Annotated in this window: 22 protein-coding genes and 1 riboswitch; of the genes, 6 read left to right on the top strand and 16 right to left on the bottom strand. The window is 58.1% G+C overall.

What is annotated here, in order from left to right:
* Window positions 1–2: 2 nt before the first annotated feature.
* The 7 genes from NYE69_RS06015 to NYE69_RS05985 all read right to left on the bottom strand — a co-directional run bounded on the left by NYE69_RS06015 (window position 3) and on the right by NYE69_RS05985 (window position 7,418).
* On the bottom strand, window positions 3–1,181 hold the full coding sequence (locus NYE69_RS06015) for a DegT/DnrJ/EryC1/StrS family aminotransferase (protein ID WP_340925113.1): 1,179 nt from the start codon (window positions 1,179–1,181) through the stop codon (window positions 3–5).
* Complete coding sequence (locus tag NYE69_RS06010; protein ID WP_340925111.1) at window positions 1,178–1,771, bottom strand: acyltransferase; 594 nt, start codon at window positions 1,769–1,771, stop codon at window positions 1,178–1,180. Before NYE69_RS06010 ends, NYE69_RS06015 begins: the two co-directional genes overlap by 4 nt.
* Window positions 1,772–1,802: 31 nt before the next feature.
* The gene (locus NYE69_RS06005; RefSeq protein WP_340925109.1) at window positions 1,803–3,149 is read right to left on the bottom strand and encodes a nucleotide sugar dehydrogenase; all 1,347 of its coding nucleotides are present in this window, start codon (window positions 3,147–3,149) and stop codon (window positions 1,803–1,805) included.
* A complete protein-coding gene (locus NYE69_RS06000) occupies window positions 3,150–4,196 on the bottom strand; it encodes a Gfo/Idh/MocA family protein (protein ID WP_340925108.1) in 1,047 nt (348 codons plus the stop codon).
* Window positions 4,193–4,870 (bottom strand): YveK family protein, encoded by a 678-nt coding sequence (locus tag NYE69_RS05995; protein ID WP_328274114.1) that lies wholly within the window; start codon window positions 4,868–4,870, stop codon window positions 4,193–4,195. The genes NYE69_RS06000 and NYE69_RS05995 overlap by 4 nt, the downstream gene beginning before the upstream one ends.
* Entirely contained in the window at window positions 4,860–5,993 is a 1,134-nt protein-coding gene (locus NYE69_RS05990; protein WP_196427566.1) for a polysaccharide deacetylase family protein, read from the bottom strand. Before NYE69_RS05990 ends, NYE69_RS05995 begins: the two co-directional genes overlap by 11 nt.
* A gap of 150 nt (window positions 5,994–6,143) precedes the next feature.
* Window positions 6,144–7,418 carry a right-handed parallel beta-helix repeat-containing protein gene (locus NYE69_RS05985; protein WP_155620967.1) on the bottom strand — a complete coding sequence of 425 codons (1,275 nt, stop codon included), beginning with the start codon at window positions 7,416–7,418 and terminating at the stop codon, window positions 6,144–6,146.
* Window positions 7,419–7,637: 219 nt separating this feature from the next.
* Between NYE69_RS05985 and NYE69_RS05980 the strand changes: the two genes are divergently transcribed.
* Entirely contained in the window at window positions 7,638–8,573 is a 936-nt protein-coding gene (locus NYE69_RS05980; RefSeq protein ID WP_196427567.1) for a GNAT family N-acetyltransferase, read from the top strand.
* 224 nt (window positions 8,574–8,797) lie between these two features.
* Here NYE69_RS05980 and NYE69_RS05975 read toward each other — a convergent pair whose 3' ends face one another.
* The 4 genes from NYE69_RS05975 to NYE69_RS05960 form a co-directional block, all read right to left on the bottom strand.
* Entirely contained in the window at window positions 8,798–9,946 is a 1,149-nt protein-coding gene (locus NYE69_RS05975; RefSeq protein ID WP_155620969.1) for a DUF58 domain-containing protein, read from the bottom strand.
* Between the two features lie 4 nt (window positions 9,947–9,950).
* On the bottom strand, window positions 9,951–10,973 hold the full coding sequence (locus NYE69_RS05970) for an AAA family ATPase (RefSeq protein ID WP_340925102.1): 1,023 nt from the start codon (window positions 10,971–10,973) through the stop codon (window positions 9,951–9,953).
* Between the two features lie 92 nt (window positions 10,974–11,065).
* Complete coding sequence (locus NYE69_RS05965) at window positions 11,066–11,377, bottom strand: thioredoxin family protein (RefSeq protein WP_051985754.1); 312 nt, start codon at window positions 11,375–11,377, stop codon at window positions 11,066–11,068.
* 212 nt (window positions 11,378–11,589) lie between these two features.
* Window positions 11,590–12,012 carry a VOC family protein gene (locus NYE69_RS05960; RefSeq protein ID WP_155620970.1) on the bottom strand — a complete coding sequence of 141 codons (423 nt, stop codon included), beginning with the start codon at window positions 12,010–12,012 and terminating at the stop codon, window positions 11,590–11,592.
* A gap of 189 nt (window positions 12,013–12,201) precedes the next feature.
* On the opposite strand from NYE69_RS05960, the gene NYE69_RS05955 reads away from it, so the two are divergent.
* The gene (locus NYE69_RS05955; protein WP_155620971.1) at window positions 12,202–13,158 is read left to right on the top strand and encodes a helix-turn-helix transcriptional regulator; all 957 of its coding nucleotides are present in this window, start codon (window positions 12,202–12,204) and stop codon (window positions 13,156–13,158) included.
* A 532-nt stretch (window positions 13,159–13,690) separates the two neighbouring features.
* On the opposite strand, the gene NYE69_RS05950 is transcribed toward NYE69_RS05955, so the two are convergent.
* Complete coding sequence (locus NYE69_RS05950; RefSeq protein WP_328272209.1) at window positions 13,691–14,551, bottom strand: helix-turn-helix domain-containing protein; 861 nt, start codon at window positions 14,549–14,551, stop codon at window positions 13,691–13,693.
* A 130-nt stretch (window positions 14,552–14,681) separates the two neighbouring features.
* Between NYE69_RS05950 and NYE69_RS05945 the strand changes: the two genes are divergently transcribed.
* From NYE69_RS05945 to NYE69_RS05935, 3 genes are all read left to right on the top strand, one after another.
* A complete protein-coding gene (locus tag NYE69_RS05945) occupies window positions 14,682–15,740 on the top strand; it encodes a Gfo/Idh/MocA family protein (protein ID WP_340925097.1) in 1,059 nt (352 codons plus the stop codon).
* Window positions 15,741–15,754: 14 nt separating this feature from the next.
* Complete coding sequence (locus tag NYE69_RS05940; RefSeq protein ID WP_036626599.1) at window positions 15,755–16,636, top strand: sugar phosphate isomerase/epimerase family protein; 882 nt, start codon at window positions 15,755–15,757, stop codon at window positions 16,634–16,636.
* 122 nt (window positions 16,637–16,758) lie between these two features.
* Window positions 16,759–17,616 (top strand): sugar phosphate isomerase/epimerase family protein, encoded by an 858-nt coding sequence (locus tag NYE69_RS05935; protein ID WP_036626600.1) that lies wholly within the window; start codon window positions 16,759–16,761, stop codon window positions 17,614–17,616.
* A gap of 160 nt (window positions 17,617–17,776) precedes the next feature.
* On the opposite strand, the gene NYE69_RS05930 is transcribed toward NYE69_RS05935, so the two are convergent.
* Window positions 17,777–18,721, bottom strand: a complete 945-nt coding sequence (locus NYE69_RS05930; protein WP_036626601.1) for an EamA family transporter — start codon at window positions 18,719–18,721, stop codon at window positions 17,777–17,779.
* Between the two features lie 79 nt (window positions 18,722–18,800).
* Window positions 18,801–18,911: riboswitch (purine riboswitch) on the bottom strand.
* 119 nt (window positions 18,912–19,030) lie between these two features.
* On the bottom strand, window positions 19,031–20,656 hold the full coding sequence (locus NYE69_RS05925; RefSeq protein WP_445744755.1) for an alkaline phosphatase: 1,626 nt from the start codon (window positions 20,654–20,656) through the stop codon (window positions 19,031–19,033).
* A gap of 335 nt (window positions 20,657–20,991) precedes the next feature.
* Between NYE69_RS05925 and NYE69_RS05920 the strand changes: the two genes are divergently transcribed.
* On the top strand, window positions 20,992–21,504 hold the full coding sequence (locus tag NYE69_RS05920; RefSeq protein ID WP_340925090.1) for a hypothetical protein: 513 nt from the start codon (window positions 20,992–20,994) through the stop codon (window positions 21,502–21,504).
* 95 nt (window positions 21,505–21,599) lie between these two features.
* On the opposite strand, the gene NYE69_RS05915 is transcribed toward NYE69_RS05920, so the two are convergent.
* Complete coding sequence (locus NYE69_RS05915) at window positions 21,600–24,344, bottom strand: alpha-mannosidase (RefSeq protein WP_340925088.1); 2,745 nt, start codon at window positions 24,342–24,344, stop codon at window positions 21,600–21,602.
* Window positions 24,345–24,478: 134 nt separating this feature from the next.
* Window positions 24,479–25,474 (bottom strand): glycoside hydrolase family 130 protein, encoded by a 996-nt coding sequence (locus NYE69_RS05910; RefSeq protein WP_328269637.1) that lies wholly within the window; start codon window positions 25,472–25,474, stop codon window positions 24,479–24,481.
* Window positions 25,475–25,558: the final 84 nt, after the last annotated feature.

Here is a 25,558-nt window from a genome sequence, read left to right as displayed (position 1 = left end):
TCTCAATCCTTACTTGATTTCATGAAACGCTCGATATGCCCGGCGATGTAACGCTGCGCATTCTCTTCGAGGTGCGGTCCGATCGGCAGCGACAGTACCTCCTGCGACAGCTGTTCGGCCATCGGCAGCGGCGTCCCCCCGCTATCGGCCGCATAAACGGGAAGCTTGTGGACCGGCAGCGGATAATACACGATCGTGCTGATCCCCGCGGCGGCCAGAGCGGCCTTAAGCTCGTCTCTTTTCCCGTTCAGCACCCTGATCGTGTATTGATGATATACGTGCTTGACATCGCCCGCGCATTCCTCCGGCAAAATAAGCCCATCCAGCCCATGCAGCAGTTCCCCGTAGCGGCCCGCGGCAAGACGGCGCTGCTCGTTCCAGGCGTCAACGTGCGGGAGCTTCACCCGCAATATCGCCGCCTGCAGCTCGTCGAGCCGGGAATTGAAGCCGATCCGCTCGTTGTAGTACTTCCGCTTCGAGCCGTGCGTCCGCAGCATCGCCGCCGTCTCGGCCAGCGCCGGATCGTCCGTCGCCAGCATGCCGCCGTCGCCGTAGGCGCCGAGATTTTTGGAAGGAAAAAAGGAATAGCAGCCCGCGTGCCCGATCGTTCCCGCCTTGCGTCCGCCCGTTTCCGCGCCGAACGCCTGAGCGGCGTCCTCGATGACGATCAGCCCATGCGCCCGTGCGATGTCCATAATCCGGTCCATCTCCGCCGGACGGCCGAACAAATGCACCGGGAGGAGCGCTTTTGTCCGCGGCGTGATGGCCGCCTCCAGGCTGTCCGGGTTCAGGTTGAACGTCGTGGGATCGACGTCGGCAAACACCGGAACCGCCTGCACTCGGCTGATCGCCTCCGCGGTGGCAAAAAACGTGAACGGCGTCGTGATCACTTCGTCGCCGGGTCCGATCCCGGCCGCCAGCAGGGCGATGACGAGCGCGTCCGTGCCGGAATTCAGGGCGATCGCGTGCCGTACGCCCAGGTAATCGGCGGCTTCCCGCTCCAGTTGCTTCACCTGGTTCCCCATAATAAACGCCGCTTCGTCCAATACGGCCTCAATCGCTTCCAGCAGCCGCGGCTTCAGCTCCGCAACCTCCCGCTTCAGATCCAACACGGGAATGGGATCGGCGGTTTGATCGCCATCACCTGTCCCGTAACCGTTTAAGCCCTGCGCCTGATTCATGCCGGATTCGCCTCCTTCAACGTGGCGATGCGGTCCTGCTCCAGCCGGTATTCCCTGCCGCAGTCCCCGCAGCCCGCAAGCCCCGCTTTAAAGCCAAGCGTTTGCCCGCAGCGGCAGACCCAGCCGATTTGCCGCGCGGGTACCCCGGCGACCAGCGCATGCGGCGCGACGTCCCGGGTGACGACGGCCCCCGCGCCCACCAAGGCCCATTCCCCGATCGCCACCCCGCAGACGACGGTCGCGTTCGCGCCGATCGAAGCGCCCCTCCCGACCCGGGTTATCCGGTAATCGGCGCTGCGGTTGCGCGGAAAAGCTGAACGCGGGGTCAGCACGTTGGTGAACACCATACTCGGCCCGCAAAACACTTCATCCTCCAAAATGACTCCTTCGTAAACGGAAACATTGTTTTGGATTTTCACCCCGTCCCCGATCGTCACGCGGTCGGCGACATACACGTTTTGCCCGAGGCTGCAGCGCTTTCCGATCACGGACGTGGCCGACACATGCGTGAAATGCCATATTTTCGTCCCCTCCCCGATTTGCGCGCCGGGATCGACTACCGCGGTTGAGTGCACATATCCGTTTCCCATTTCACTGACTCCTCAACTTAAATTTTTAAAATCAGAGCAAATAATAATTGTCCGGCTTCCGCCGGCCCCGCATACCGTTACGGGTGTCGAGCAAAATACGGCTGGCTCTGCCGATCAGGTCGTAGTCAAATCCGGAGTGATCGGTCGTGATCACCGCAATGTCCGCCTCGCCGACCCGCCGCTCCGTCACTTCCTCGCACACGTAACGCTTGCCGCGCCAATGGAATTCGGGGATATGCGTGTCGCTGACCCGCACGTTCGCGCCCCGTTCCTCCAGCAGGCCGATCATGGTCAACACCGGCGACTCCCGGTAATCGTCGATGTCTTTTTTGTAAGCCACGCCCAGCAAATATACGGTCGAGCCACGCAGCGGCTTGCCGTCCCGGTTCAGGATATCGGCGATTTTCTGCACGACGAATTCCGGCATTGCGTTGTTGATTTCGCCGGCCAGTTCGATGAGCCGCGTATGGTAGCCGTATTCCCGCGCTTTCCAGGTCAAATAAAACGGATCGATCGGGATGCAGTGTCCGCCGAGCCCCGGTCCCGGATAAAAAGCCATAAACCCGTAGGGCTTGGATTTCGCCGCGTCGATCACTTCCCAGACGTTGATCCCCATGCGGCTGCAAAGGACGGCCATTTCGTTGGCCAGCGCGATGTTGATATGGCGGAACGTGTTTTCGTAAATTTTCTCCATTTCCGCCACCGCCGGGCTGGACACGACGTGAACGTCCCCGTTGAGCACCTGCCGGTACAGCGTTTCCGCCACCTCCGAGCAGGCCGGAGTTACGCCGCCGACCACCTTGGGCGTGTTTTTCGTATTAAACGTTTTGTTTCCGGGATCCACTCGTTCCGGCGAATACGCCAGAAAAAAATCGCTGCCGCAGCGCAGCCCCGTCGCTTCGAGAATCGGCCTGACCAGTTCCTCCGTCGTGCCGGGATAGGTCGTGCTTTCCAGGACGATGAGCATCCCCGGATGCAGGAATTTGGCGATCTCGCGAGTCGAGTTCTCCACGTAGCTCGTGTCCGGCTGCCGGTAAATATCGAGCGGGGTCGGCACGCAGACGGCGACCGCGTCCACGCCTTGCAAAAAGGAATAATCCGCCGTCGCGCTAAGCCGTCCGTCCCTCACCATCTCCCGCAAATCCTCATCGACCACGTCGCCGATGTAGTTATGCCCGCTGTTTAACATGTCGATTTTCCGGGCTTGCACGTCAAAGCCGATGACGCGGTAGCCGGCCTTCGCTTTTTCCACGGCCAGCGGCAGCCCGACGTAACCGAGGCCGATCACGCCGATGACCGCCGTTTTGTCCTCCAGCTTGCGCAGCAGCTCCAGGCGGCCATAACGGGAAGATCCGGATCTCAAGACTTCCGTTTGCATTCAAACCTCCCCCTTTCCCGCGCCTTCGGGAACCAGACGGAAATCTCCGCCGCGGCCGCCCCCGGTCATCTGCAGCGCCAGCTCGACGGCGCGGATGCCGTCCTCCAGCGTGACCGCCGGTTCGCGGCCTTCCTCCGCGGCGCGCACCAGGTCCGCGATAATGCACTGATGCCCCGGAATGCCGTACGGGTCCTGCTCCACCTCGCGGATCAGCGCCGCCGTATCCTCTTCCGACATGCCCGCGCACGCCCAATGGCGGATCCAGTTGGCCGTCCGTCCGCCGATGACGGCATAGCCGGTTTCGCCGAAGACGGCGATCGTCTCCTCCAGGTTGTGCCCGTACACTGTCGTGGCCGCTTCGATCACGCCAAGCGCCCCGCTCTCCAGCCGGATCGCGGCGATCGCCACGTCCTCCGCTTCGATCCGCCTGACGCGCGTGGCGACGAGCGATTTGACTTCGGCCACCGGGCCGAACAGCCACTGCAGCAAATCGAGGCCATGGATCGCCTGATTCATCAGCACGCCGCCGTCCATCGCTTTGGTTCCCCGCCAGGCGGCCTGATCGTAATACGCCTGGCTGCGGTTCCAGCGGACCGTGACGTTTACGTGGCTCAGCTTGCCGAACCGGTTTTGCGCCAGCGCGTTTTTTAAATGCCGGATCGCCGGCCTGAACCGGTTCGGGTGCACGACCGCCGCCCGCACCCCGGCGGCGCGCACGGCCTGCCGCAGCCGCTCCGCTTCCTCCAGAGCAAGCGTCACCGGCTTCTCCAGCACCAGATGCTTGCCGGCGGCTGCGGCTTTCAGCGCCAGCTGCGCGTGCAGCCCGCTCGGCGCGCAGACGCATACCGCGTCCACGTCCGGCTCCCGCTCCAGCAGCGTGCCGAGCTCGGCATAGCAGGCCGCGTCCGGCAGCCGCGTCCGCATCTCCGCCAGCCGCCCCGGATTCGGGTCGCATACGGCAACCAGCCGGGCTCCCTCCGTATTCTCGATCGCCTCGATATGTTTGCCCGCGATATGTCCGCATCCCGCGATCGCAAAATTCATCATATTGCCCCTCCTCTATATTTTCTTCCATCCGGACCAATGTCTCTCAGGGTGCCCGGGTAATCTTCCGGCAAATGGCGCCGCGCCTTTTTTCGCTCGTCCCTTTTTTCCAGAGCCAACGCCAGGCTTAACGCCGCAAACAAACCGGCAAAAGCCGCCAGCGCGATATTGAGCATTTTGCGCGGGCTGACCGGGATCGCCGCCTCCTCCATGCTCGCCGAATCCAAAATCGAGACGTTGGCGTCCGTGATGATTTCCTTGGATTTGGCCACGAACGTTTCCGCAAAAGCGTTGGCGATCGCCACCGCTTCTTTGGGGTCGCTCCCGGTGTAAGACAGCAGGATGACCAGCGTTCCCGGATCGGTCCGCACCCTGACTTTCTTCAGCAGTTCGGTGGCGGATTGCGGCGCGGAAATCTTGTTTTTGACCTCGGAGGCGATATACCGGCTTTGGATCGTATCCTCGTATGTTTTCGTCAGCATCTGGCTGGCCAAAAATTCGTTATATGTACTGGAATCCGGCTTGGATACGATATTGGCCACCAGGCTGACGTCGGCCCGGTAAGCCGGGCTTATAAGCTCGTTCGCCAGCGCGGCCGCGCCGATGCATACCGCGATTACGGCCGCAAAAGCGATACAATGGCGTTTGACCGCTTTGCCCAAAAACTCAATGTCCATGAAGCTTCACCTCATTTGCGGAATAACTTGGCCCGGGGGAAGTCCGGCAAGCGGACACCGTTTCTTCCGCACGCGCCGGGAAAGCATCAGCCTCGGCCCCCGCTCCTTCCGCCGGCCGTCCCAACGGCTCCGCTGCCGGCCGGCCGGCAAGCACAGCCTCGGCAAGCTCCTCCATGTTCAGGCTGATCATGCCGTAGCGTTCGGCAAGCCGGCGAAAATGGTTCGCCAGCCGTTTCAGCGCCCGCATGCCCGCCTCCTCCGCGGCGTTGTAGGGATGAAACCACAGGTGGTACACCTGCCCGTGTTTCGCCGCATGCGTCATGCTGCGCCGCATCCGGTACAGCCGCAGCGGTTCCAGCCAGCCGAGCCAACGCGGCGGCGAGCGGAAGAAAAAGCTGGCCGGCAAGCTCAAAGGCGCCTTGGGAGCGAGCGACTCCGCCGGATAGGTATGGTGGCCGGTCAGGTTGAAATAGCTGTCCGCCAGCCTAAGCGCTCGCTTCAGCGGGGGATCGGAGGCGGAATAACCGTCCCGGTACAGCCGGTGCTGCGGGTTGCCGCGATACGTCTTGATGCCAAGCTCCGCAAGCCGGCCGACGTATTTGCGGCGGATCTGATTGCGGGGCAGCACCAGGCTTTCGAGGGGGATTCCCCGTTTTGCGGCAACGTCCGCCGCGGCCTGCAGGTCGCTGTAAAATTGCCGTTCGGTTTGTCCTTTTTCCAATGAATAATAATGCGAAAACGTGTGGGAACCGATTCTTTGGCCGGGGGTGGAGCGAATCCGCTCGATCAGCGACAGCGCAAAATGATGGGGATCATCGTCCTCCCCTTGTCCGACGCCGCCGCCCGCGATATGCCCGTAAGGGGACAAACGGGAATCCGAGTATGCCGGCTTGAGCGCGGGCAGCCCCTGAAGCATCTCTTCCTTGCCGGCAAAAAAGAGCAGCCCCACGGTCGCCCAAGTGGCATGAATGCCGCGATCGCGGAATAAATCTAGTATTTCGGCAATTCTTTCGCGTTCGCCGCCCCATTTTTCCGCATACTCATCAATGCTGCAAAGATCCCGGACGCCCCAATACAGTTCGAAATCCAGCGATACCACCAAAATACCCCGTTTAGTCTCCATACCTACCATTCCTTTTTTGGAATCATCCGCATCCTATCGTCCGCATAACGTTTTGCTATATTGTGTTATATTCAGGGCGCCGCCGTTTTAGTAGTCAAATGCAAAAAAGAACGCCCGGAGGCGCTCCTTAAGTGGTTTTGTCAACCGGATTTATTTGATAACGACGCCGGAATTGGTCGCCGACGACGTCTTGATGGTGTAGGAGGAGGCGGAAATTTTATTGTTTGCCAAGGTGATGTTTTTTTGCACGTAGCTGCGGAGATATGTCGTGAGGTCGATGCCTCCCCCCCGCCGCACGCGGATGACGTTATCCTTGATCAGCCCTTGGTCGGCGTTTTGCCAGGTCCAAATTCCCCGTTCCCCGTTGTTGATCGTATTGGACAAAACCCGGAAATCGCGGATACTGCCGAGCCGGATGGCGGTCGTACCCTTGACGTTGCTGCGTTCCCCCATGGCGATGTTGTTGTTTTGGATCACGATGTCCGCCACTTCGGCTCCAGCCCCGACTTCGATCGCGGCATAAAAGCTGCCGTTTCCGTAAATCCGGTTGCCTTCCACCGTGTTGCCGCCGCCGTAAACGCTGATCGCCGCGTACATGTCCGGGGCGCGCTTTCCTTTTTCCGTACCCATAAAGTAATTGTCGTTTAAATAAGGATTATGAATGTCGTTGCCTTTAACGGTGATGCCTTGGGCAAAAATTTTGATCGCCCGCTTGGCGCAATAGTCAAACCGGTTCCCGGCAATGACGCTGTCGACATCCGTTCCCCGGTTGTTTTCCATCGTCGGGTCCTCGTAGTATATCCCGTCGCCGTCATCGGCCGGGCTGATATGATGGATGTAGCAGTTCGTGACGGATACTTTTTTCGCGGCCAGTTCTTTGCTCCCCCAGGTCGTGGTGACGAAAATGCCCCGGGCCACCAGGCTGCTTCCCACCAAATTGCGGGCGGCAACGTTCGCAACCTCCGTATTTTCAATCGTGATCGACTCCGTATTTCCGTAGACGACGATGCCGGCCACGACTCCGGCGTAATATTCGCTCCGCCGGTCGGTGTCGTGGGTTGCCCCCGTCACGAGCGTATCGCGGACCGTCACCCGCGAGCTGCCCCCGCCGATGGCGAGAACGCGGTTTACGCGCTCGTTTCCGTCCAGCACGATCCCGCTGACGTTCACCTCCTTGCCGGCGATTCGCATCAGCTCCCAGCCGAAGCTGTCCGGCGCCGCCTTGATGACGGAGGAACGGCCGTCGCCTTTGATGAGCGTATTCCCCCCGACCATCAGCGCTTTCGCCGGATTCACCCTGTAGACACCGCTCGGAAAATATACGGTCTCCCCGGTTTTGGCCGCTTGGTTCAGCGCTTGCTGGATCGCGGCGGTATCGTCGGCCGCTCCGTCGCCCCGGGCGCCCCATTTTGTAACTTGTATCACGGTAATCCCTCCTTCGACGAAAAAACTATGCTGCCGAATCCCCTATGATAGAAGTTGAGCTAATGATAGAAGGTATATTTTTTTCTCACAATATATTAAATGGCCGGGAGCAAAGAAGGGATACCGGCAAAAAGCCCGATCCGCCCTTGCTCATATTCGCGGGGACAAGATCATACGTTAGAACTGGTAAAGGGAACAAGTCGAAGGAGGCTTTGTATCATGGAGTTAAACCGTCGCGAGCTGCTGATGCAGTGGGCTGAGTTCAACGAGCGAAAATGGGGCTGCCGGGCGCGTCTTGCCGAGTTCGAGGCGCCCAATTCCCCGGCCCGGGGGGAAGGGTTGTTTTTCTATAACGCGAAAGGCAAGCTGTATCTCCCGCCGCTGAACCCCTATCATCCGTTTGTGTTTCATTCCACGCCGACGGACAAGCCGTTCAAAATCGACCGGCAGTGGCGGGAGGTGGCGGAAGCGGTGGCGGCGGATATGCTGAAATCGCCCAGCAACGCCAGCTTCGTTTTTCCTCCGGACATTACGGACATCCGCCCTTTTTTGTGGAGCGGATTTATCGCGGATATCAAATACACGTATGTAATGGAGCTGCCCTTTAGCTTGGATCGCGCCAGCGCAGACGTCCGGGCGAAGGTGCGCAAGGCCGGCGCGGCCGGCTACCGGGCGGCCAGAACCGAAGATATGGCGGAGGTGCACCAATGCCTCGCCGGAACGGAAGCCCGCCAAGGCTTCACCCACCGGCTGGGCCTGGAGGATTTGCGGCTGGCCCGGAGCCTGCTCGGGCCGGAGGCCTTTCGCGCGTATGTTTGTTATGCGCCCTCCGGGGAGCCGGTCAGCGCCAGCATCACGATTTGCCTTGACGATCAAAAAGCGTTCGGCTGGATCGCCGCCAGCAAGACGGAGCATTTGAATCAAGGCGTCGTGCAGCTGCTGCAAAGCTTTGAGCTGGGCGATTTATCGGACAACGGGCTGAAAACGTTCGATTTCGCCGGAGCCAACATCCCTTCGGTCGCCAGTTCCAAAGCGAACTGGGGCGGCGCGATCACCCCGTATTACCTCGTCAGACCTCCGGGATATAAGGAAATTTTGCGGGCCGGCCGGAACTGGCTGTCCTTTGTCAGGGGGAGGAGCAGGGGCAGGGGATAGTTTCTAAAATAGCGGCGCTTTATGTACTTATTATCCGGATCCAGGCCTGTTCATCCGCGTTAGCGGCATTTTTTGTACTTATTTCCTATGATTCGTCATGAACGCAGGCATTTCGGCAGCGATTCGAGAAAATAGCGGCATAAAATGTCTCTATTGCACTCAAAAAGGGTGATATCGCCGAAATAGCGACATTTTTTGTCCTTATGTTTTCGCCCAAGCTGCCGCTATGAGCTGATGGAGCTGAAGGAGCTCATCCCTTCATCAAATTCGCCCGCTTCTCCCGAACCTTGATCGGCCCAATCGGGAATTTCCATCCATTCCACGCCGTTGCCGCCGCGCCGCAGCAGCTCCGCCGTTTCCGCGAGCTTCTCGCCCCAGTGGCAGGAAATGATCAAATAATCGGTATCGGCCGCCCCCGCCTCAAGCTCCAGTTCGAGCAGCCGAACCATCGAAACCGTTCGATCCAGCACCAGCCGCGCCATCGTTTCCAGCAACAGCTCCAGTTGATCGGTTGCCGCCTGCGGCTCAATGCGAACCGGCTCCGCCGGGCCGTCCGTCAGCCGAGCATTGCATATAAAGCCCGCGCTCAGCCCATTGCGCAGGGCATACTCCGCCACCGATGCGGCATAACGAATCCCCAGCTCGATCCGCTCCGGCGCGGTCACCGTTCTCCACATCGAATCGCTGACCTCCACATTAAGGCAAATCACCAGCCGATGGTCGGCGGTGTAATCCCGCTTGTGCACCTGCAGCTCCCCGGTCCGTGCCGTCGCTTTCCAGTTGATCTGGCTCAGCGGATCGCCGGGGCGATAGGCGCGGATCCCCGCGGTCAGAAACGGGTCCTCCACGATCCAGCGCCGGACGGTGACTTCCCCCAGCCAGCTGTGGTTCGGCAGCGGCAGCTCCTCCAGCGGAACCGCCCGCGGATACACGAGCAGCTCCAGATTCAGCGGGAAGCGTTTGACCTCCGAGTTCAGCCCCAGCGGATCGCCCGTCGTCATCGTGGCCGATTCCAGCCGGTATAGCCCCCTGCGGGCGCAGCCGACCTTATGGCGCCTTGTGATTTGCCGGTACGGACGAAGGTGAAAAAGACTGCTGTGGTTCTGATAGATTTCCCCGGCATGAATCGCCAGGTTGCTCTGCTTTCCGAACGCAAGCCCGGCGGGAATGCTCGATTCCAGGCGAAGCCAAGGCAGCGGCAGCAGCTTGGCGTTGGCGATGACCTCGATCATTTCGACTTCATCGCCTTCAAATGCGGCCCGTTTGGAAAAATACCGCTCATACCGGATCCCCTTCAGCGCGCGCCGGCGGTATACCGCGGCAACCAGCCCGATAAGGAGAACCGCGCTTATAATAAGCCAAGGCAGCTGCATGGGATCAATCCTCCCGCGTTCCCCGGGCCGTCAGCAGCGGCTCGGTCAGCGGAGGCTCAGTCGGCGGGAGCCCGGTCAACAGCGGCTCGGCCGGCACCTCCACCTGCTGCAGCGCCTGGCGGACGACTTCGCTGCCTTGCTCCGGCGCGCTCCGAAGGCCTTGCCGCAGCACCAGCCGATGGGCCAGCACCGGCACGGCCGCCGCTTTGATATCGTCGGGGGTGACGTAATCCCGGCCCCGAATCAGCGCCAGGCCCTGGGAAGCGCGCAGCAGCGCCGCGCTCGCCCGCGGGCTGGCCCCCAGCTTCACCTCCGGATGCTTCCGGGTCGCTTCGGTAACGGCCACGATGTAGCCGAGCAGATCGTCCTGGACGCGGATGGTCCGCGTATACCGCTGGGCTGCCGCCACCTCTGCGGCCGAGGCGGCCGCCCCGATTTCCGCCAGCGGCTGGCGTTCCTTAAACCGCTGCAGGATGGCGACCCCTTCGCCGTGCGACGGGTACCCCATGGCAATCCGCATCAGGAACCGGTCCAGCTGCGCCTCCGGCAGGGGAAAGGTCCCCTGCTGGTCGATCGGGTTTTGCGTGGCCATGACAAAAAACGGAGACGCCAGCTCGTGCGTGACGCCGTCGATCGTCACCTGGCGCTCCTCCATGCATTCCAGCAAGCTGGATTGCGTGCGCGGCGTCGCCCGGTTGATCTCGTCCGCCAGCAGCACGTGCGTAAACACCGGACCCGGGCGAAACTCGAACTCCCCCGTTTTCTGATTGAAAAAATGAATGCCGCTCAGGTCCGAAGGCAGCAGGTCCGGCGTAAACTGGACTCGCTTGAACCCGCCGCCGAGCGATTTAGCAAGCGCTTTCGCAAGCAGCGTTTTGCCTGTGCCGGGCACGTCCTCCAAGAGCACATGACCGTCCCCGAGCAGCGCGGCAAGCAGCAGATCGACCACCTCCTCCTTGCCGACGACCACCTCGCCGATATTGCGGCGAATCCGCCCGGTCAAATCCATCGCTTCCCGCAGTTCCATAAGTACCGACACCGCCTTTACCGATTTCTTCCTTTCTCCTTTCCATCTTACCAAAAAGCCCGGCCGCTTTATAGCTGAAGTCCGGGGGCTTCCTAAACCTTCAGCCGCTCCCGCAAATCGACGACCGAGCGCATCGCATACTCCTTTTGTACCGGCTGGCCGTCCCGCAGGACGATCAGGCAGGGAACGCTGGAAATTTCCCATTGATCGCGAAGCCGCGGACTATAGTTAATATTCAGCTTGGATACCGGGATGCTCGGCCCGGCCGCCAAAGCGATATCCAGCATTTTTTCCGCCAGTTTGCAGGTTCCGCACAGCGCCGTGAAGAAAAACAACGCCTCCTTGCCGGAAGCTGGTTCCGCGCGGTCGAGCCACTCCTGTTCCGTAATTTCGCGAATCGCCATAAGCCGCCTCTCCTTCAGGGGGTTAAATTTTCAGCAGGTTAAACAACAATCTAATACCGCGAATTGCCGCGAAAAAACTGCCGCCAATGCGGCCAAGCTTTCGAGAAAACACCGTCGATAGACGTATCTTACCACAAAAAGCGGCCCTGCTCGCATCTGCATGCGAACGGGCCGCTCCTTTCGGCAATCCGGCAGCGGGGATAACCCATCCTTTAAACCGGACGACTCGTGAACAGGTGGAAAGTCACTCCGAACTTGTCGGTAACGACGGCGTAAGCCGGGCTGAAATACATGGACTGCAGCGGAAAATCGACGCGCCCGCCCTCTTTTAGGGCCTCGTAAAGCTGCTGCGTATAATCCGCCGTACTCGACGTGAGGCACACCGTAACCTGGCTGCCCGGTTGATGCGGCTCACCCGGAAAAATATCGCACACATAAAGCTCCGTTTCTCCCAGCTTCAGTATGGAATGCGCTATGCGCTTCTTCATCTCTCCGGTCATCGGCTGCTGGGGTTCGGGCATTTCGCCGAAGGTTTGCTTAAACGCCACCTCGGCCTGCAGCGCCTGCTCATAAAAAGCAATCGCTTCTTCGGCTTGTCCATTCAGGGCAATCAGGGGGGTTGTCAACAGAATCATGTAAACACACTCCTTAAGGATCAAATTGGCGGAACCCGGGAAGCGAAAGAGACGATTTTCGTTTCCGCTTGATTCGATTCTTATTGTAGCCCATAATAGTGACAAGTATTGTCATAAATAAAAAACGCACAACGGCGTTTTTTTATTTTTTATTTTTTATGTCCAATAAAAGAAACGGAGCGCTCCCCCATGTCCAAATCGAAACGCCTGATGGAATTAATGATGACCGTCAACCGCAAGCGAAAATTCACCGTGAAGGAATTGGCCCGGGAATTCGGCGTTTCTCCGCGCACGATCCTCAGGGACCTGCAGGAACTGAGCGAACTGGGTGTACCGCTGTATTCCGAGGTCGGACCGCATGGCGGCTACCAGGTGCTGAACGAAAGAGTGCTGCCCCCCATCGCTTTTACCGAAGAGGAGGCGGTGTCTATCTTTTTCGCCAGCCATGCCTTGCGCCATTACCGCTTTCTCCCGTTTGAAACGGAAGCATCCTCCGCGCTCAGCAAGTTTTATCATTATATGCCCGGAGACGTCCGGGACCGCATCGATCAGATGAAAAACCGGGTCGACTTCGTGACGCCCGAAAGGCAGTCGGCTTTTCCTTATTTGGCGGTTCTGCTGGACGGCGCCGTCCGCCAAAAAGTGCTCCGCATCGGCTACGCCTCGCGTTCCGGCGCAACGAGCACCCGGCACATTCAGCCGATCGGGATCTACGCCAGCCGCGGTTTATGGTATTGCCCGGCCTATTGCTTCGAGCGCGAAGATTTCCGCTTGTTCCGCTGCGACCGCATCGGCTCTGCCGTCATCGAGGAAGCGGACGCCGCGCTAAAGCCGCTTGATTTGAGGCAGGTCCATCTCGGCAATTGGGAATCGTTCATCGGGAGAAAGCCGATGTACGTGGATTGCACCATCGAGCTGACTCCGCTGGGGATTGAGGCCTGCGAGGGCGAGATGCTGCGCCACTTCCGGCTTGAACTTCGCGAGGATGGCACGGGCCTGCTGCGGGGGCAAATTCCGCCGGGGGAAATTCCTTTTATGGCCGCCTTTTTCATCGGCTTGGGGCGGGAAGCGACCGTCATCCGGCCGCCGGAGCTTATCGCGGCGATCAAGCGCAAATTGACCGAACTGCTGGATCAATACAGCTGAGCGCAAAACCCGGGTGAGCCGCTGAACCAGCACGCTGGAGCGTGCTGGTTCATGCTGGATCATGCTGGGCCATACTGGCTCATGCCGGACCATACTGGCTCATGCCGGACCATGCTGGACCATACTGGCTCATGCTGGACCATACTGGATCACGGTGAACCATACTGGATCACGCTGGGCCATACTGGATCTCGCTAGACCAATACTGGATCACGCTAGACCATACTGGCTCATGCTGGACCATGCTGAACTCTCAGAGCTCAAGCAAGAACATAAGGACAAAAAATGGCGTTATTCCGGCGAGATTACCCACTTTAAGTGAAATAAAGGCAATTTATGCCGCTATTTTCTCGAACCGCAGATTGATGGCCGCCTTTTGTACCATTCATAGGAAAATAAGTACAAAAAATGCCGCTAATGGGGACAAGCAGGCCCGTATCCGAATAATAAGTACATAAAGTGCCGCTATTCTTGTGATATGGTGCTCCTCAGGCGGCCTGATCGCACACGATGATCATGCGGAGCCGCGGTTTCACTGCCCGCCCCGGTTCCGGTAGCCGCTGGGGGAATGGCCGGTAATTCTTTTGAACACCCGGGAAAAATAAAACATATCGTGATAGCCGAGCGCTTCCCCGATTTCCTTGATGCTCATTTCCGTATTGAGCAAAATGTTTTTCGCTTCGGCCACCTTCAGCCGGTGTATGAATTCATTTAACGGATACCCCGTGTATTCGTGGACGATCCTGCGCAGCGTCGACACGGAAATATGATGTCTGGCCGCCAGTTCCTCCGGCTCCCGGCGGGCGTACAGCGACCCGGAGATGTCCTCGATCACCTTGAGCACGAACCGCCCCCGGTTGCCCGTTTCGGCCTGGTCGGCCTGGGCGACCAGCTCGTACAGGAACGCTTCGAGCAGCAGCGAGGCGCGGTCCAGATTGCTCGGTACGCCGCTCTCCAGAAGCATGAACATCATTTCCATCCGGTTTACCGCCGAATCGTCGATCGCCGCCTTTTGGACCTGCGCCGGATGCTGCAGCCAGCTGCCCAGCCATTCTCCAACCCGCTCCCCCTCGACGGTAAAATAATACTCGTCCCAATACCCGTCCGCATGAGGGCCATAGTTGAACTCGGCACCGGGGAACAGGCAAAACCAGGAGCCCGCGGGAACCTCCTGCTTCTCCCCGCCGTCAACCTGGTAATACCCGCCCCCGCCGGTAATCACCACAAAAGCCCAATAGCTGAACTTCGCCTGAACGCGCCGCATCGTTCTGCCGGGTAAATGGCCGGCATTGACCACCGTCAGCGAGCGGATTTTCCGCTTGCTGGCGTCGACGACCGGGTTGAACACGCGGATCGGATGCGGACTGATCATATAATCCAGATATTTTGTCATCCTGCACATTCTCCCTTTAGAATTCCTGTGCTAAATTAAGGGTGCCTGAACAAATAAAACAAACTCGCGGCGAATTTTGCTTCATTGTAGCAAATTCGCGCCGCTGACGAAAGGGAGCGAAGTGCGGAATATGAGCGAACTCAAAATCGGACTGATCGGCGCCGGATCGATCTCGGAATCCCACCTGCTGGCCTATCAGGCCAACCCGAAAGCCGCGCTGTGGGCCATCTGCGACCTCAATGAAAGCAGAGCCCGGGCCATGGCGCGGAAGTACAACATTCCTCATGTGTACACTGACTATCGCGACCTGCTCGCGAACCCCGATGTACAGGCGGTCAGCATCTGCACCTGGAACAACAGCCACGCCGAAATCAGCATCGCCGCCCTCGAAGCGGGCAAAAACGTCCTTTGCGAGAAGCCGCTCTGCATTACCGTAGACGAAGCGCTCCAGGTACAGGCAGCGGTGGAGCGGACCGGCAAGCTGCTGCAGGTCGGCTACGTGCGGCGTTATGCCTCGAACATCGCCGTGCTCAAAAAATTCATCGCTGCCGGGGACCTCGGGGAGATCTATTTTGCCAAAGCGAGCCTGGTCCGGCGCCTCGGCAATCCCGGCGGCTGGTTTGCCGACAAAGCCCGCTCCGGCGGCGGCCCGCTGATCGATATCGGCGTGCACGTGATCGACCTGTGCTGGTATCTGATGGGCCGGCCCAAAGTGAAATCGGTTAGCGGCAACACCTATTACAAGCTCGGCAACCGCTCCAACATCGAGAATTACGCGTTTTACCAAGCAGCGGACTACGACGCATCCCTCAACACGGTGGAGGATATGGCCAATGCGCTGATCCGCTTCGAAAACGGGGCCTCCCTGCTGGTGGACGTCAGCTTTTCGCTGCATGCCAAGCAGAATGCCGCCCTGGTCAACATTTACGGAGAAAAAGGCGGCGCCGAGATTGAACCGGAGCTGTCGATCGTTACGGAACGCCATAATACGATCATCAATATCGATCCGCAAATCAGCACGCCCGCATTCGATTTCCAAGGCAGCTTCCAGAACGAAATCAACCATTTTGTGGACAGCTGTCTGGACGGCGTGCCGCCGATCAGCCCGGTGGAGGACGGTGTGGAGATCATCAAAATATTAAACGCGATTTACCAATCGGCCGAGGAAGGCCGAGAAATCCGGTTTTAGGAGGGCGCTGGCATATGAAGCTGAACAATAAGATCGGTATCATCGTCGACAGTTTGGGCCTGGGCGTCACGGAAGGCCTGAAAAAAGCGAAGGAACTGGGCGCCGAAGGCGTGCAAATCTACGCCGTGTCCGGCGAAATGGACCCGGCCGCGCTGACCGCGGCCAAACGCAAAGAGCTGCGAAGCTATATCGAAGGGCTGGGCCTGGAAATATCCGCCCTCTGCGGCGATCTGGGCGGCCACGGATTCCAGGACGCCGCCGCCAATCCGGCCAAAATCGAAAAGTCGAAGCGCATACTCGATTTGGCCGTTGAGCTCGGCACGAACATCGTGACGACCCATATCGGCATCGTGCCGGAGGACCTAAGCAGCCCGATCTACGCTGCTATGCAGCAGGCCTGCGAGGAGCTAGGCGTCTACGCCAAAAGCTTGAACGCCTATTTTGCCATCGAAACGGGGCCGGAACCGGCCGCTCATTTGAAAAGCTTCCTGGACACGCTGAGCACAAACGGCGTTTCCGTCAATTTCGACCCGGCCAATATGGTCATGGTGACGGGCGACGATCCGGTGCAGGGCGTCAAGACGCTGCGGGACTATATCGTGCATACGCATGTGAAGGACGGGGTGCGCCTGCGCCCGGTCGATCCCCGGGACGTATACGGCTTCCTCGGCTACGAGGCGATGGATCACGAAAAGATCGCCGACATGGCTTCCTCCGGCGGCGCCGGGTTTGCGGAGGTTCCGCTGGGCGAAGGCCGGGTGGATTTCCCGGCTTATTTTGCCGCCCTGCAGGAGATCGGCTACACCGGCTATCTGACGATCGAGCGGGAAGTCGGCGACAAGCCGGAGGAAGACATCAGAAAAGCGGTCGAGTTCATCCGGTCTTTCCGGGGATGACCCGAGGGCAAAGCGGATGTGATTCGCAAGAGCAGCAAGAGCCGTGAGCCGCAAGAGCCGAGCCGCGCACAGCGGCCTTAAGCCGGAACGATCTTAGGATGGAAGGAGACGCGCTGTAAAACATGAAACTCGGAATAAGCTCTTATAGTCTTTATCAGGCCATGCAGATGGACGGCATGACTATTCTGGAGGCGATCGACTGGATCGCCGGCATCGGCGGGGAGCATGTCGAAATCGTGCCGCTGGGTTTCGATTTGAAGCAAACCCCCGAACTCATCGGGCAAATCCGCGAGCGGGCCGCCAAAGCGGGAATCGCCGTTTCCAACTATGCCATCGGCGCCAACTTCATTACGGACACGGAAGAAGCTTACGAGTCGGAAATCCGCCGGGTCATGCGGGAAGTCGACATTGCCCATGCCCTCGGCGTCAAGCTGATGCGCCATGACGTCGCTTCCCGGCAGGACACCTCGATCATACGCTTTCAGGAGGATCTTCCACGCATCGCCGAAGCCTGCCGGCGGATCGCCGATTACGCTGCGCAGTACGGCATTACGACCAGCCTGGAGAACCACGGCTATTACGTTCAGGCCAGCGACCGGGTACAGGCGGTGCTCCACGCGGTCGGCCGGCCGAATTACAAGACGACGCTGGACGTCGGCAACTTTGTGTGCGTGGACGAACAGCCCGTGATCGCGGTGAAGAAAAACATCGCTTACGCGTCGATGGTTCACGTCAAAGACTTCTACATCCGTCCGGCGGACCGCAACCCTGGAGAAGGCTGGTTCCGCAGCGCGGGCGGCGGGTATTTGCGCGGCGCGATCGCCGGCCAGGGCGACCTCGATCTGCGGGAGATTCTCCGCATCGTCAAGCGCTCCGGCTATGACGGCTTCCTGTCCATCGAATACGAAGGCATGGAGGAGTGCCGCAAAGGAACCAAAATCGCCTTCGAGAATGTGCGGCGAATTTGGGAGGAAGTGTAGCCGCCCGCTTGGTCCGTGTTCGGCGGATTAAAGCGCAAACTTCATTGGAACTTGCGTTTATACGGACGAGGTATACTTTAGTATACCTCGTTTTTTGGGCGGTACATGGCCGCCGGGATGGCGGCTCCGGACTTCAGAAATTCGGCCCACAGCCGCCACATCACCTGGTCATAAGAGCGTTTGTCCTTTTTCCTATCTTGTGCATTTCGGGAAGAACCACTCCAATTAGAATCAGTATAACACCGCACCATTGTACCGGGCTGACGTTTTCATGAAGCACTATCGAAGAAAGCATTACGGCAACCGGCAATTCGGCAGCGCCCAAAATCCCTCCCATCGCCTCTCCGATATGAGGTATTCCGATGGCGAAGAGCAGCGGCGGAATAAACGCTCCAAATAAGCCTAACAGAAATCCGTACATTAGCAGCGGTCCGAACAGCAACCCGTTAAACAAGAAATAAGGCGGGAATAACACGATAAGTAAAATAAATCCGCCGGTAACCATCCAAGCGCTCCGGTATGCCGGATGAACGGAAGGAACCGCTTTTCCGCTGAACAGAAGAAACATGGAATAGCTCACTGCCGAAAATAAACCGAAAATAATGCCGGTTCGCTCGATGTTTGCCGAACCTTGCGCGTTTAGGCCGGCCGCCAGCAAAGTACCCACAAACAACACGAACAGGGTCGCCACCATCATCTTTCCGGGACGCCGCCGCTTGCTTACCGCTTGGATCAGTGCGCTGATCCACGTGAATTGAAACAATAAAATAATCGCCAGCGAAGCGGGGATATACTGAAGGGAATGATAGTAAAGCAATCCCGTAACAACTGTTGGGGCCCCCGCCAACATAAGCAGCAATCTTTGCTTCCACGTTAACCCTTTATCCGCAATGACGGCGGAAAAAGTCTCCGGTTGCCTCCGCTTTTTACGCAACGCCTTGCGTTTCGTGTACAAGGCCATCAACCAGGATAAAATTAAACCGATCAATAGCTGCGCTCCTACCACTTCCCCTAGTTTAAAACCTTCGCCGTAAGCCAACACGACAATGGTCGATAACACACCGTAACTCATGGCTCCTGCTAAAACGGAAATCCAATACTTCATAAAAACCCGATCCTCCTGCACCAAATTGTATCGATTTATGAACAACGCAAAAAATCCTAACCACGCGATAAGGAAGAAGTTCTGAATTCCTTGTCATCGTAGTTAGGAAGTAAAGGCTCCCTGTAGAAACCCCCGCCCTGTCGGCATTGGCCGATTACGGGGTTATACGAGAAAGTATGATTTTTTTCGCAACAGATTAGATATTAAACGAATATAAAATTACTGTCAACCGTGATGTCCGTGACGACTAAGTCCGGCTTGGGGCGGTTGAGCCTGTCCAAAGCTGTGAAACGGTTAACGCCGGGGCGATTACGGAATCAGGTCCAGCGCCTGCTGCGGCACAAAAGCTTCAACCCCGTTGTACACGACCACACCTTCCAGTTGCGTTTTCTTGCCGTTCAGGACAGCGATACTTTGGTGCAGCGGCAGTTCCAGCTTGTCGCTGCCTTTAGTAACGATGATCTTGCCGTTTTTGTCATCCAGTGTGTAAGTTGCGCCCTTGGCCGTGAAGGCCGGCTTGGCTTTAACAAACAATCTGTCCGTCGCTGCGTCCAAATCAAGCCCCATCACGCGCGCCATGTACTTGGCCACGTCGGTGTTTTCGATCACGCCCGTCGGACGGTCGCCGTTCGGCGCGTAGGTGTACAGAACCACATCGCCGCCCGTATGTCCGCCCGTCGTCCAGCCGATCCCCGACCGCTTGCTGATCATCGGACCTACCGTATAATTCAGGCTGCCGGCTTCGGCCTCTTTTATGGCTTTAATTTCTTCCGCCGTCAGGTCGGTAATGCCGAAATATCGGGCCATCACTTCTTTGATGTTGGTCCGCTTCGCGTTCAGCTTGGCTTCCAGTCCTTCGCCGGTCAGCTTCGCTTTTTTGAGCGGGCCGATGAACGTGGACAGCGGTTCCTTGTCATAGCTTCCGGTTGTCGACGAGTTGCCGATCGTCAATCCGCCGTTGCCATGGTCGGTTACGGCCACAATCGCGGTCTGCCCGTCGTCTTTGGCGAAATCGAGCGCAACTTTGACCGCCTCGTCAAAAGCCAGTACATCGCTAATGACTCCGATCGGATCGTTGGCGTGGGCGGCCCAATCGACTTTGCTGCCTTCCACCATGAGGAAGAAACCGTCTTCGTCTTTGGACAGAACTTCAATCGCTTTGGCGGTCATCTCGGCCAGACTCGGCTCCTTGGAAGGATCGCGGTCCATGTCGTAGGCCATCCCGGCAGGCGCAAAAGCTCCCCATATCTTGTTTGATTTGGAAGCCTTCAGCGCGGCCGGAGTCGTTACATAATCGTAACCGAGAGCTTTGATGGATGCAATCAGGTCGGCCCCGTCTTTGCGGCCTTGGGGGCTCAGATATTCGGCGCCCCCGCCCAGCACAACGTCCATTCCGTTATATACCTGCTGCATGCTTAGCGCGTCATAATTTTTACGGTCCGGATAATGGGCGGAAAAGTCCGCCGGAGTGGCGTGCATAATTTCAGACGTTGCGATAATCCCCGTGGCTTTGCCGGACAGCTTCGCCGCCTCGAGCACCGAAGCCACCGGCTTTTTCTCGTCCCCCGGTTGGATTTTTGCTTGTCCCGGCATCGTCGCTTTGTCCGGCAGCACGCCAACATAACCTGTATGCGATTTATGCCCGGTCGCAAAAGCGGTTCCCGCCGGAGCCGAATCCGCAATCGCCGCGTCGGCCGAATGGGTTCGTACGAGACCGCTCGCCATTTGATCCAGCGTCAGTCCGCTGCCTTTATACCATCTGGACAACGCCGTAGCGTCATTCGCCATTCCGTCCGGAATGAGAATAATGACATTTTTGATAGCCGTCCCCGTCTCCTGCGCTGCGGCGGAACCGCTTCCACCCGTCGAAACCGTCAAAACAAACGCCGAGGCGATTAACAAACTTGCCATCCTTTTCAAACCTTGTCCAAGCATGAACCATCCTCCATCCTATGAAATTCGTATGTTTTACATTTTTCAGTATAGAGGACGTATATTAGAATAACGTAAATTTATTCCCATATTCATGTAAAAATGCAAATTCCCTCCCGGATGATCTGACTAACGCCCATATCCAAAGCGGGCAAGATGAAGCGGACCGGATCGCATGATAATAAGCGCGGCAGTTATGAACGCGGCTATCTCTTAAGCGCAGAAATGTTAATAAAATAGTCAATGTTTTTAATGCAATTGTATTATTTTTCCACCCGCCTTAGACGATAAATACGGTGTCAGTACCACAATCATCAGGCAGTAAGGGGGTGAAATCAATGAATATACTTACGCCGGGAGTGATCAGCGGATTGTTGGGAGCTTCAAATTACATGCATGCGTCCAATACGCCTATGGCGATTTATAACAAGGAAGCCGCGAAAGTTAATCCGGATTTGGAAAAAATGGGCCGGGCTTTAGGCGTTGCCGGCAGCGCTCTCAACTCGGCCAGAAGCGAAAGCGATACTGCGGCGGAGGAACTGGAAAAGGCACAGGAACAAGCCAAAAAGCAAGAAAAAGCCGAGCAGGAAGCAAAACTGCAAAAGGATATGGAAGAGAAAATAAAGGTGCAGCAAGAGTATGCAAACCAACCTGCCGACACGGTAGAGATCAGCAAAGAAGGGCAGTTAGCACTCAATGGCAACGATCCGGCCGGCGCGCAACAAAATCCGGATGCTGTTGAGATCAAGAGCCAACCCGCAGTTGAGCCCAAAATATACACATCCGACGGTACGGCCTTCACAGTATCCGCAGACATAAATGTATCGCCGGCTATTTCGGTAAGGGTATAGCTTGGAGAAAAAAGAGGCTACGTCCCAATTCGGCGCCTGACCGATGGGACCGTAGCCCGTATTGTTTGTCCGCTAAAAACCTTCGTCCGGCAGCGTCAGCGCCGAATCCCGATCGTAACGATTTCGCAAGGTCCTGTCATCAGGGACAGACAACCGACGGCGTCTTTGCTCAGCGGAGTTCCCTCCTCTTCCAGAATCGTCGTTTTGTAAAAATGCTCATGTTCGAAATCCGCGCAAAATGTCAGCTCTCCCGGCTGCCGGCTCATATTGTACCAGCGGAACATCAGGTCGCCGGTTTCTTCGTTTATTTTCAGCGAAGAAAAGGCCAGCTCTTTGCTTTCCCAGCGGAACGGCGCTGAACTTGGAGCGAGCGTTCCTTCATGTATGCCGGTTTGGCACACGGTCCAAGGCACCTGGAACTGGTACGCCTCCGCAAATGCGCCGGAAACGATGCCGTCGCCTGTATGCGGGATCAGCTCCATACGCATCGTATGGGTACCGAGGCACTGGGCTTCCGGCGTCGGGAACAAGCCCCAGTCGCCAAGCTCGCCTACGCAGCGCAGCAGCGTGACCGCGATTGTGTTCCGGCCATCAAGCAGCACTTCGTATTCGTTCAGGCCGAGATTGGCGACCGTTAAACCGGCCTTCTCCCCGCTTACGTCCACAAAAGCTTGCTGATGCTGGGTATTGCTCGGATTTTCCCACTCCGGCGCCGGAACGTTGCCGCGCTCCGCGATTTCGAACATCGAATCGGCGCGATGCACGGAAGCTTCCAGGTCCGTAGGGAACAGCACCCGAATGCGGTGGTCTTTCGCCGTGTTGTCGATCGTCGTTTCGATCTCTACACCTCTGCTGCCGGCTTCAAGCGAAATGACCGTGCGCAGCTTCAGCGTCGTCAGCTTGCCGCTGCGCTGCGCCTTGCGCTGCGGATAATACACCAGCTCGCGCATCTCCTCGTCCAGCTTGTCGTCGGCGGAAGCCGGGATCTCCCATGCGTGGCACACTTCCACCGCGGCCCGGTACGGCGTATCCTCCAGCACGCGGATCTGCGCCGGCAGACCTTTGGTGGTTAGCGGCTGTTCGCCTTCCGGCTGCTTGTACATGTATTCGTTGCCGATATCGCCGGTATCCTCATAGATGCCGAGGTCGCGGTAGATTTGGCCGGTCGCTTTATCGGTCAGCGCAAACGATCCGTCGCCGGCGATCTCCACTTTCAGCCCGGCGTTTTCCATGACCAGGCCGCCGGTAAACAGCGAGGCAGGTGCTGCTGCGGCCGGTGCTGTGACGGCCGGTTGGCGGCGCACCCAGGCGTACGCGCGGTGCCCCAGCGCCGGTACCTGCTCCGCCTGGAACGTCAGCTTCACCCGGCGGCACATGTACGGCTGCCGGAACTTGTCGTCCGGCAGGTCGTAGCCGAACAGCAAGCCGAGGTCTTCCACCGTGCAAGGCACGGCGTTCCCCGCCTCGTCCACCAGCTCGCGGCCGGACAAGTCGACCGCCTTCATGCGGCGGGCGTTTTCCTCAAGGCCGAGCCCCTCGCGCAGATACAGGCGGGCGGCGTCCAGCTCCACGGTCACCGTGCCGGTGCGGTTCCAACCGGTCGTGTTCATGACGACCAGCGGCAGCGGATCCTTGCCGTACCCGGCGAAGATCGACGTGTTCACCGCCTCGGCGACGGCCCGCTTGCTGTCGTCGATGATCGCCTCGGCAACGTGGCGGCTTTTGGCGAAGCGGGTGACCATCTCGCGGTGCACCTCGTCCACGCTGCAGCCGCAGATGCTGTCATGCGGATGGTTTTGCATCAGCGTTTTCCAAGCATAGGTGAACAGATGATGCGGGTAGTTTTTGCCCAGCATATTCGCCACCGCAGCGAGCGGCTCGGCGACTTTTTCCAGCAAGGTCTGGCCTTCCTGGTTCATCTGCTTCAAATACACGCGCGAAGAAGCGGTGTTAACCAGCGTACCCCAGCCGTCGGTGCGCTGACTGCGCAGCTCGCCTTTGACGGTGGACAGCTCGCGGCCGCCCAGCGCCCCCTCCAGCGCCTGCAGATAGTCCGGCAGGGTCGAATGCACGAACTTCGTGTCCGGGTACAGCTTCTCGGCCGTGCGGATCGCCTCCGGCAAATCAAGCTGCAGCGGTTGGTGGTCGCAGCCGTTCATGAACAGCAGTTCGTCCGTCGCCGCGTATTTTTCCGCGTCCGCCAGCTTGCGGTCCCAGAACGCCTTCGCTTCCGCTTCGTCCACCGGCACCTCGTTGCCGTTGGAGTACCAGTTGGCGAACAAAATGCCCAGCACTTTCGAGCCGTCCGGCCCTTCCCAAATCAGCTCGGAGAAGGAGGACTCATACCCGCCGTCGGAAACGGTGTTGTTGAAGCCGGTCGGCTTCACGCCGCGGCCGAAAAAGGCGTTGTCGATGCCGGATTGCCGCATCAGCTGCGGCGTTTGGCCGACGAGCCCGAACGTGTCGGGGAAATAGCCGATTTTCGCCGGTGCGCCGTATTTTTTCGCGTCCTGATGGCCGATCTGCATGTTGCGGATATTCGCTTCCCCGCTCGTCAAAAAAGCGTCCTGCAAAATGTACCACGGCCCGATCAAAATGCGCCCTTTGCGGATATACTTCTCCAGCCGCTCCTTGTTTTCGGGGCGTACCTGCAGGTAATCCTCCAAAATGATCGTTTGCCCGTCGAGGTAAAAGCTTTTAAACGCCGTATCGCCGTCCAGCTTGTCGAGCAGCGCGTCCACCAGCTGAACGAGCCGGACATGGTGCTTCTCGTAAGGCAGATACCATTCTCGGTCCCAGTGCGTATGGGAAATGATATGCGCCGTTCTTTTCTTTTTCATTCCGTTGCCCCTCTTCCTCTCCATCGGTAATCCGTTGCAACCTGTTGAAAATCGGATGGGCAGCCGTCCGAAATGACACTGACTTTTTCGCACGCCTGCCCCTTGTTGCTGTTAAATTCAGTTCAACTTTTCGATTAAGCTTCTTCCAAAGGATACTCTTCCATGTAGCTCAGCAGTTCGTCCACGGTCGTGAACGCCAGGCCGGTCACCGTATCGGCGCAGCCGTAGTAAATGGCGATCCGGCCGGTTTCGGCGTCGGTCAAAGCCGCGCACGGGAACGTCACGTTCGGCACGTCGCCCACGCATTCATACAGCGTTTCCGGGCCGAGGATGTAATTGCGCGACCGCGCTTTAACGATCCAGGGCTTGTCGATGTCCAGCAAGGCGCAGCCCATGCGGTAAACGAATCCGTTGCACGTATTGATAACGCCGTGGTAGATCAGCAGCCAGCCTTTGTCCGTTTCGATCGGAACCGGCCCCGGGCCGATTTTTTTGGACTGCCATGCGGACGCGTCGCCGTTAATCGTCCCCATCACATAGCGGTGTTTGCCCCAGAACGTAAGGTCCGGGCTTTCGCTGTAAAAAATATCGCCGAACGGCGTGTGCCCGGTATCGCTTGGGCGGCTGAGCATGGCGTAACGCTCGCCGATCTTGCGCGGGAACAGCACGCCGTTGCGGTTATACGGCAAAAAGGCGTTTTCCAGCTGGTGGAACGTTTTGAAATCGGTCGTATACGCGATGCCGATCGTTGGACCGTGGTAGCCGTTGCACCAGGTGATGTAATAGCGGTCGCCGATTTTGCAGACGCGCGGATCGTAGCGGTATTCCCGCTTGGTCACTTCCTCGTCCCCTTCGAACTGAATCGGCGCGTGGTTGATTTTCCAGTTGATCCCGTCGTCGCTGAATCCGGCAAAAATGTCCATGCTCACCGAACGGGAATCGCAGCGGAACACGCCGGCAAATCCCCCTTCAAAAGGCACGACCGCCGAATTGAACACGCTGTTCGAATTCGGGATCGCGTGGCGTTCGATAATCGGGTTTTGCGAGTAACGCCAGACCGGGGCATTCAGGCCGGCCGGTTTGTCCTGCCATGGAATATTTTTAAGAGCTTCGCCAATAATTTTGCTCATCGTCGTCAGGTCTCCTTCTTGTATAAAAGGTAATTTATCAGATATGATGCCAGTTCCGGTCTGATCGAGTCCGATCGAGTCCGA

Source organism: Paenibacillus sp. FSL R5-0527, from assembly GCF_038008055.1.
Taxonomy (GTDB): Bacteria; Bacillota; Bacilli; order Paenibacillales; family Paenibacillaceae; genus Fontibacillus; species Fontibacillus macerans.
This window is presented reverse-complemented; position numbering and strand designations above follow the sequence as displayed.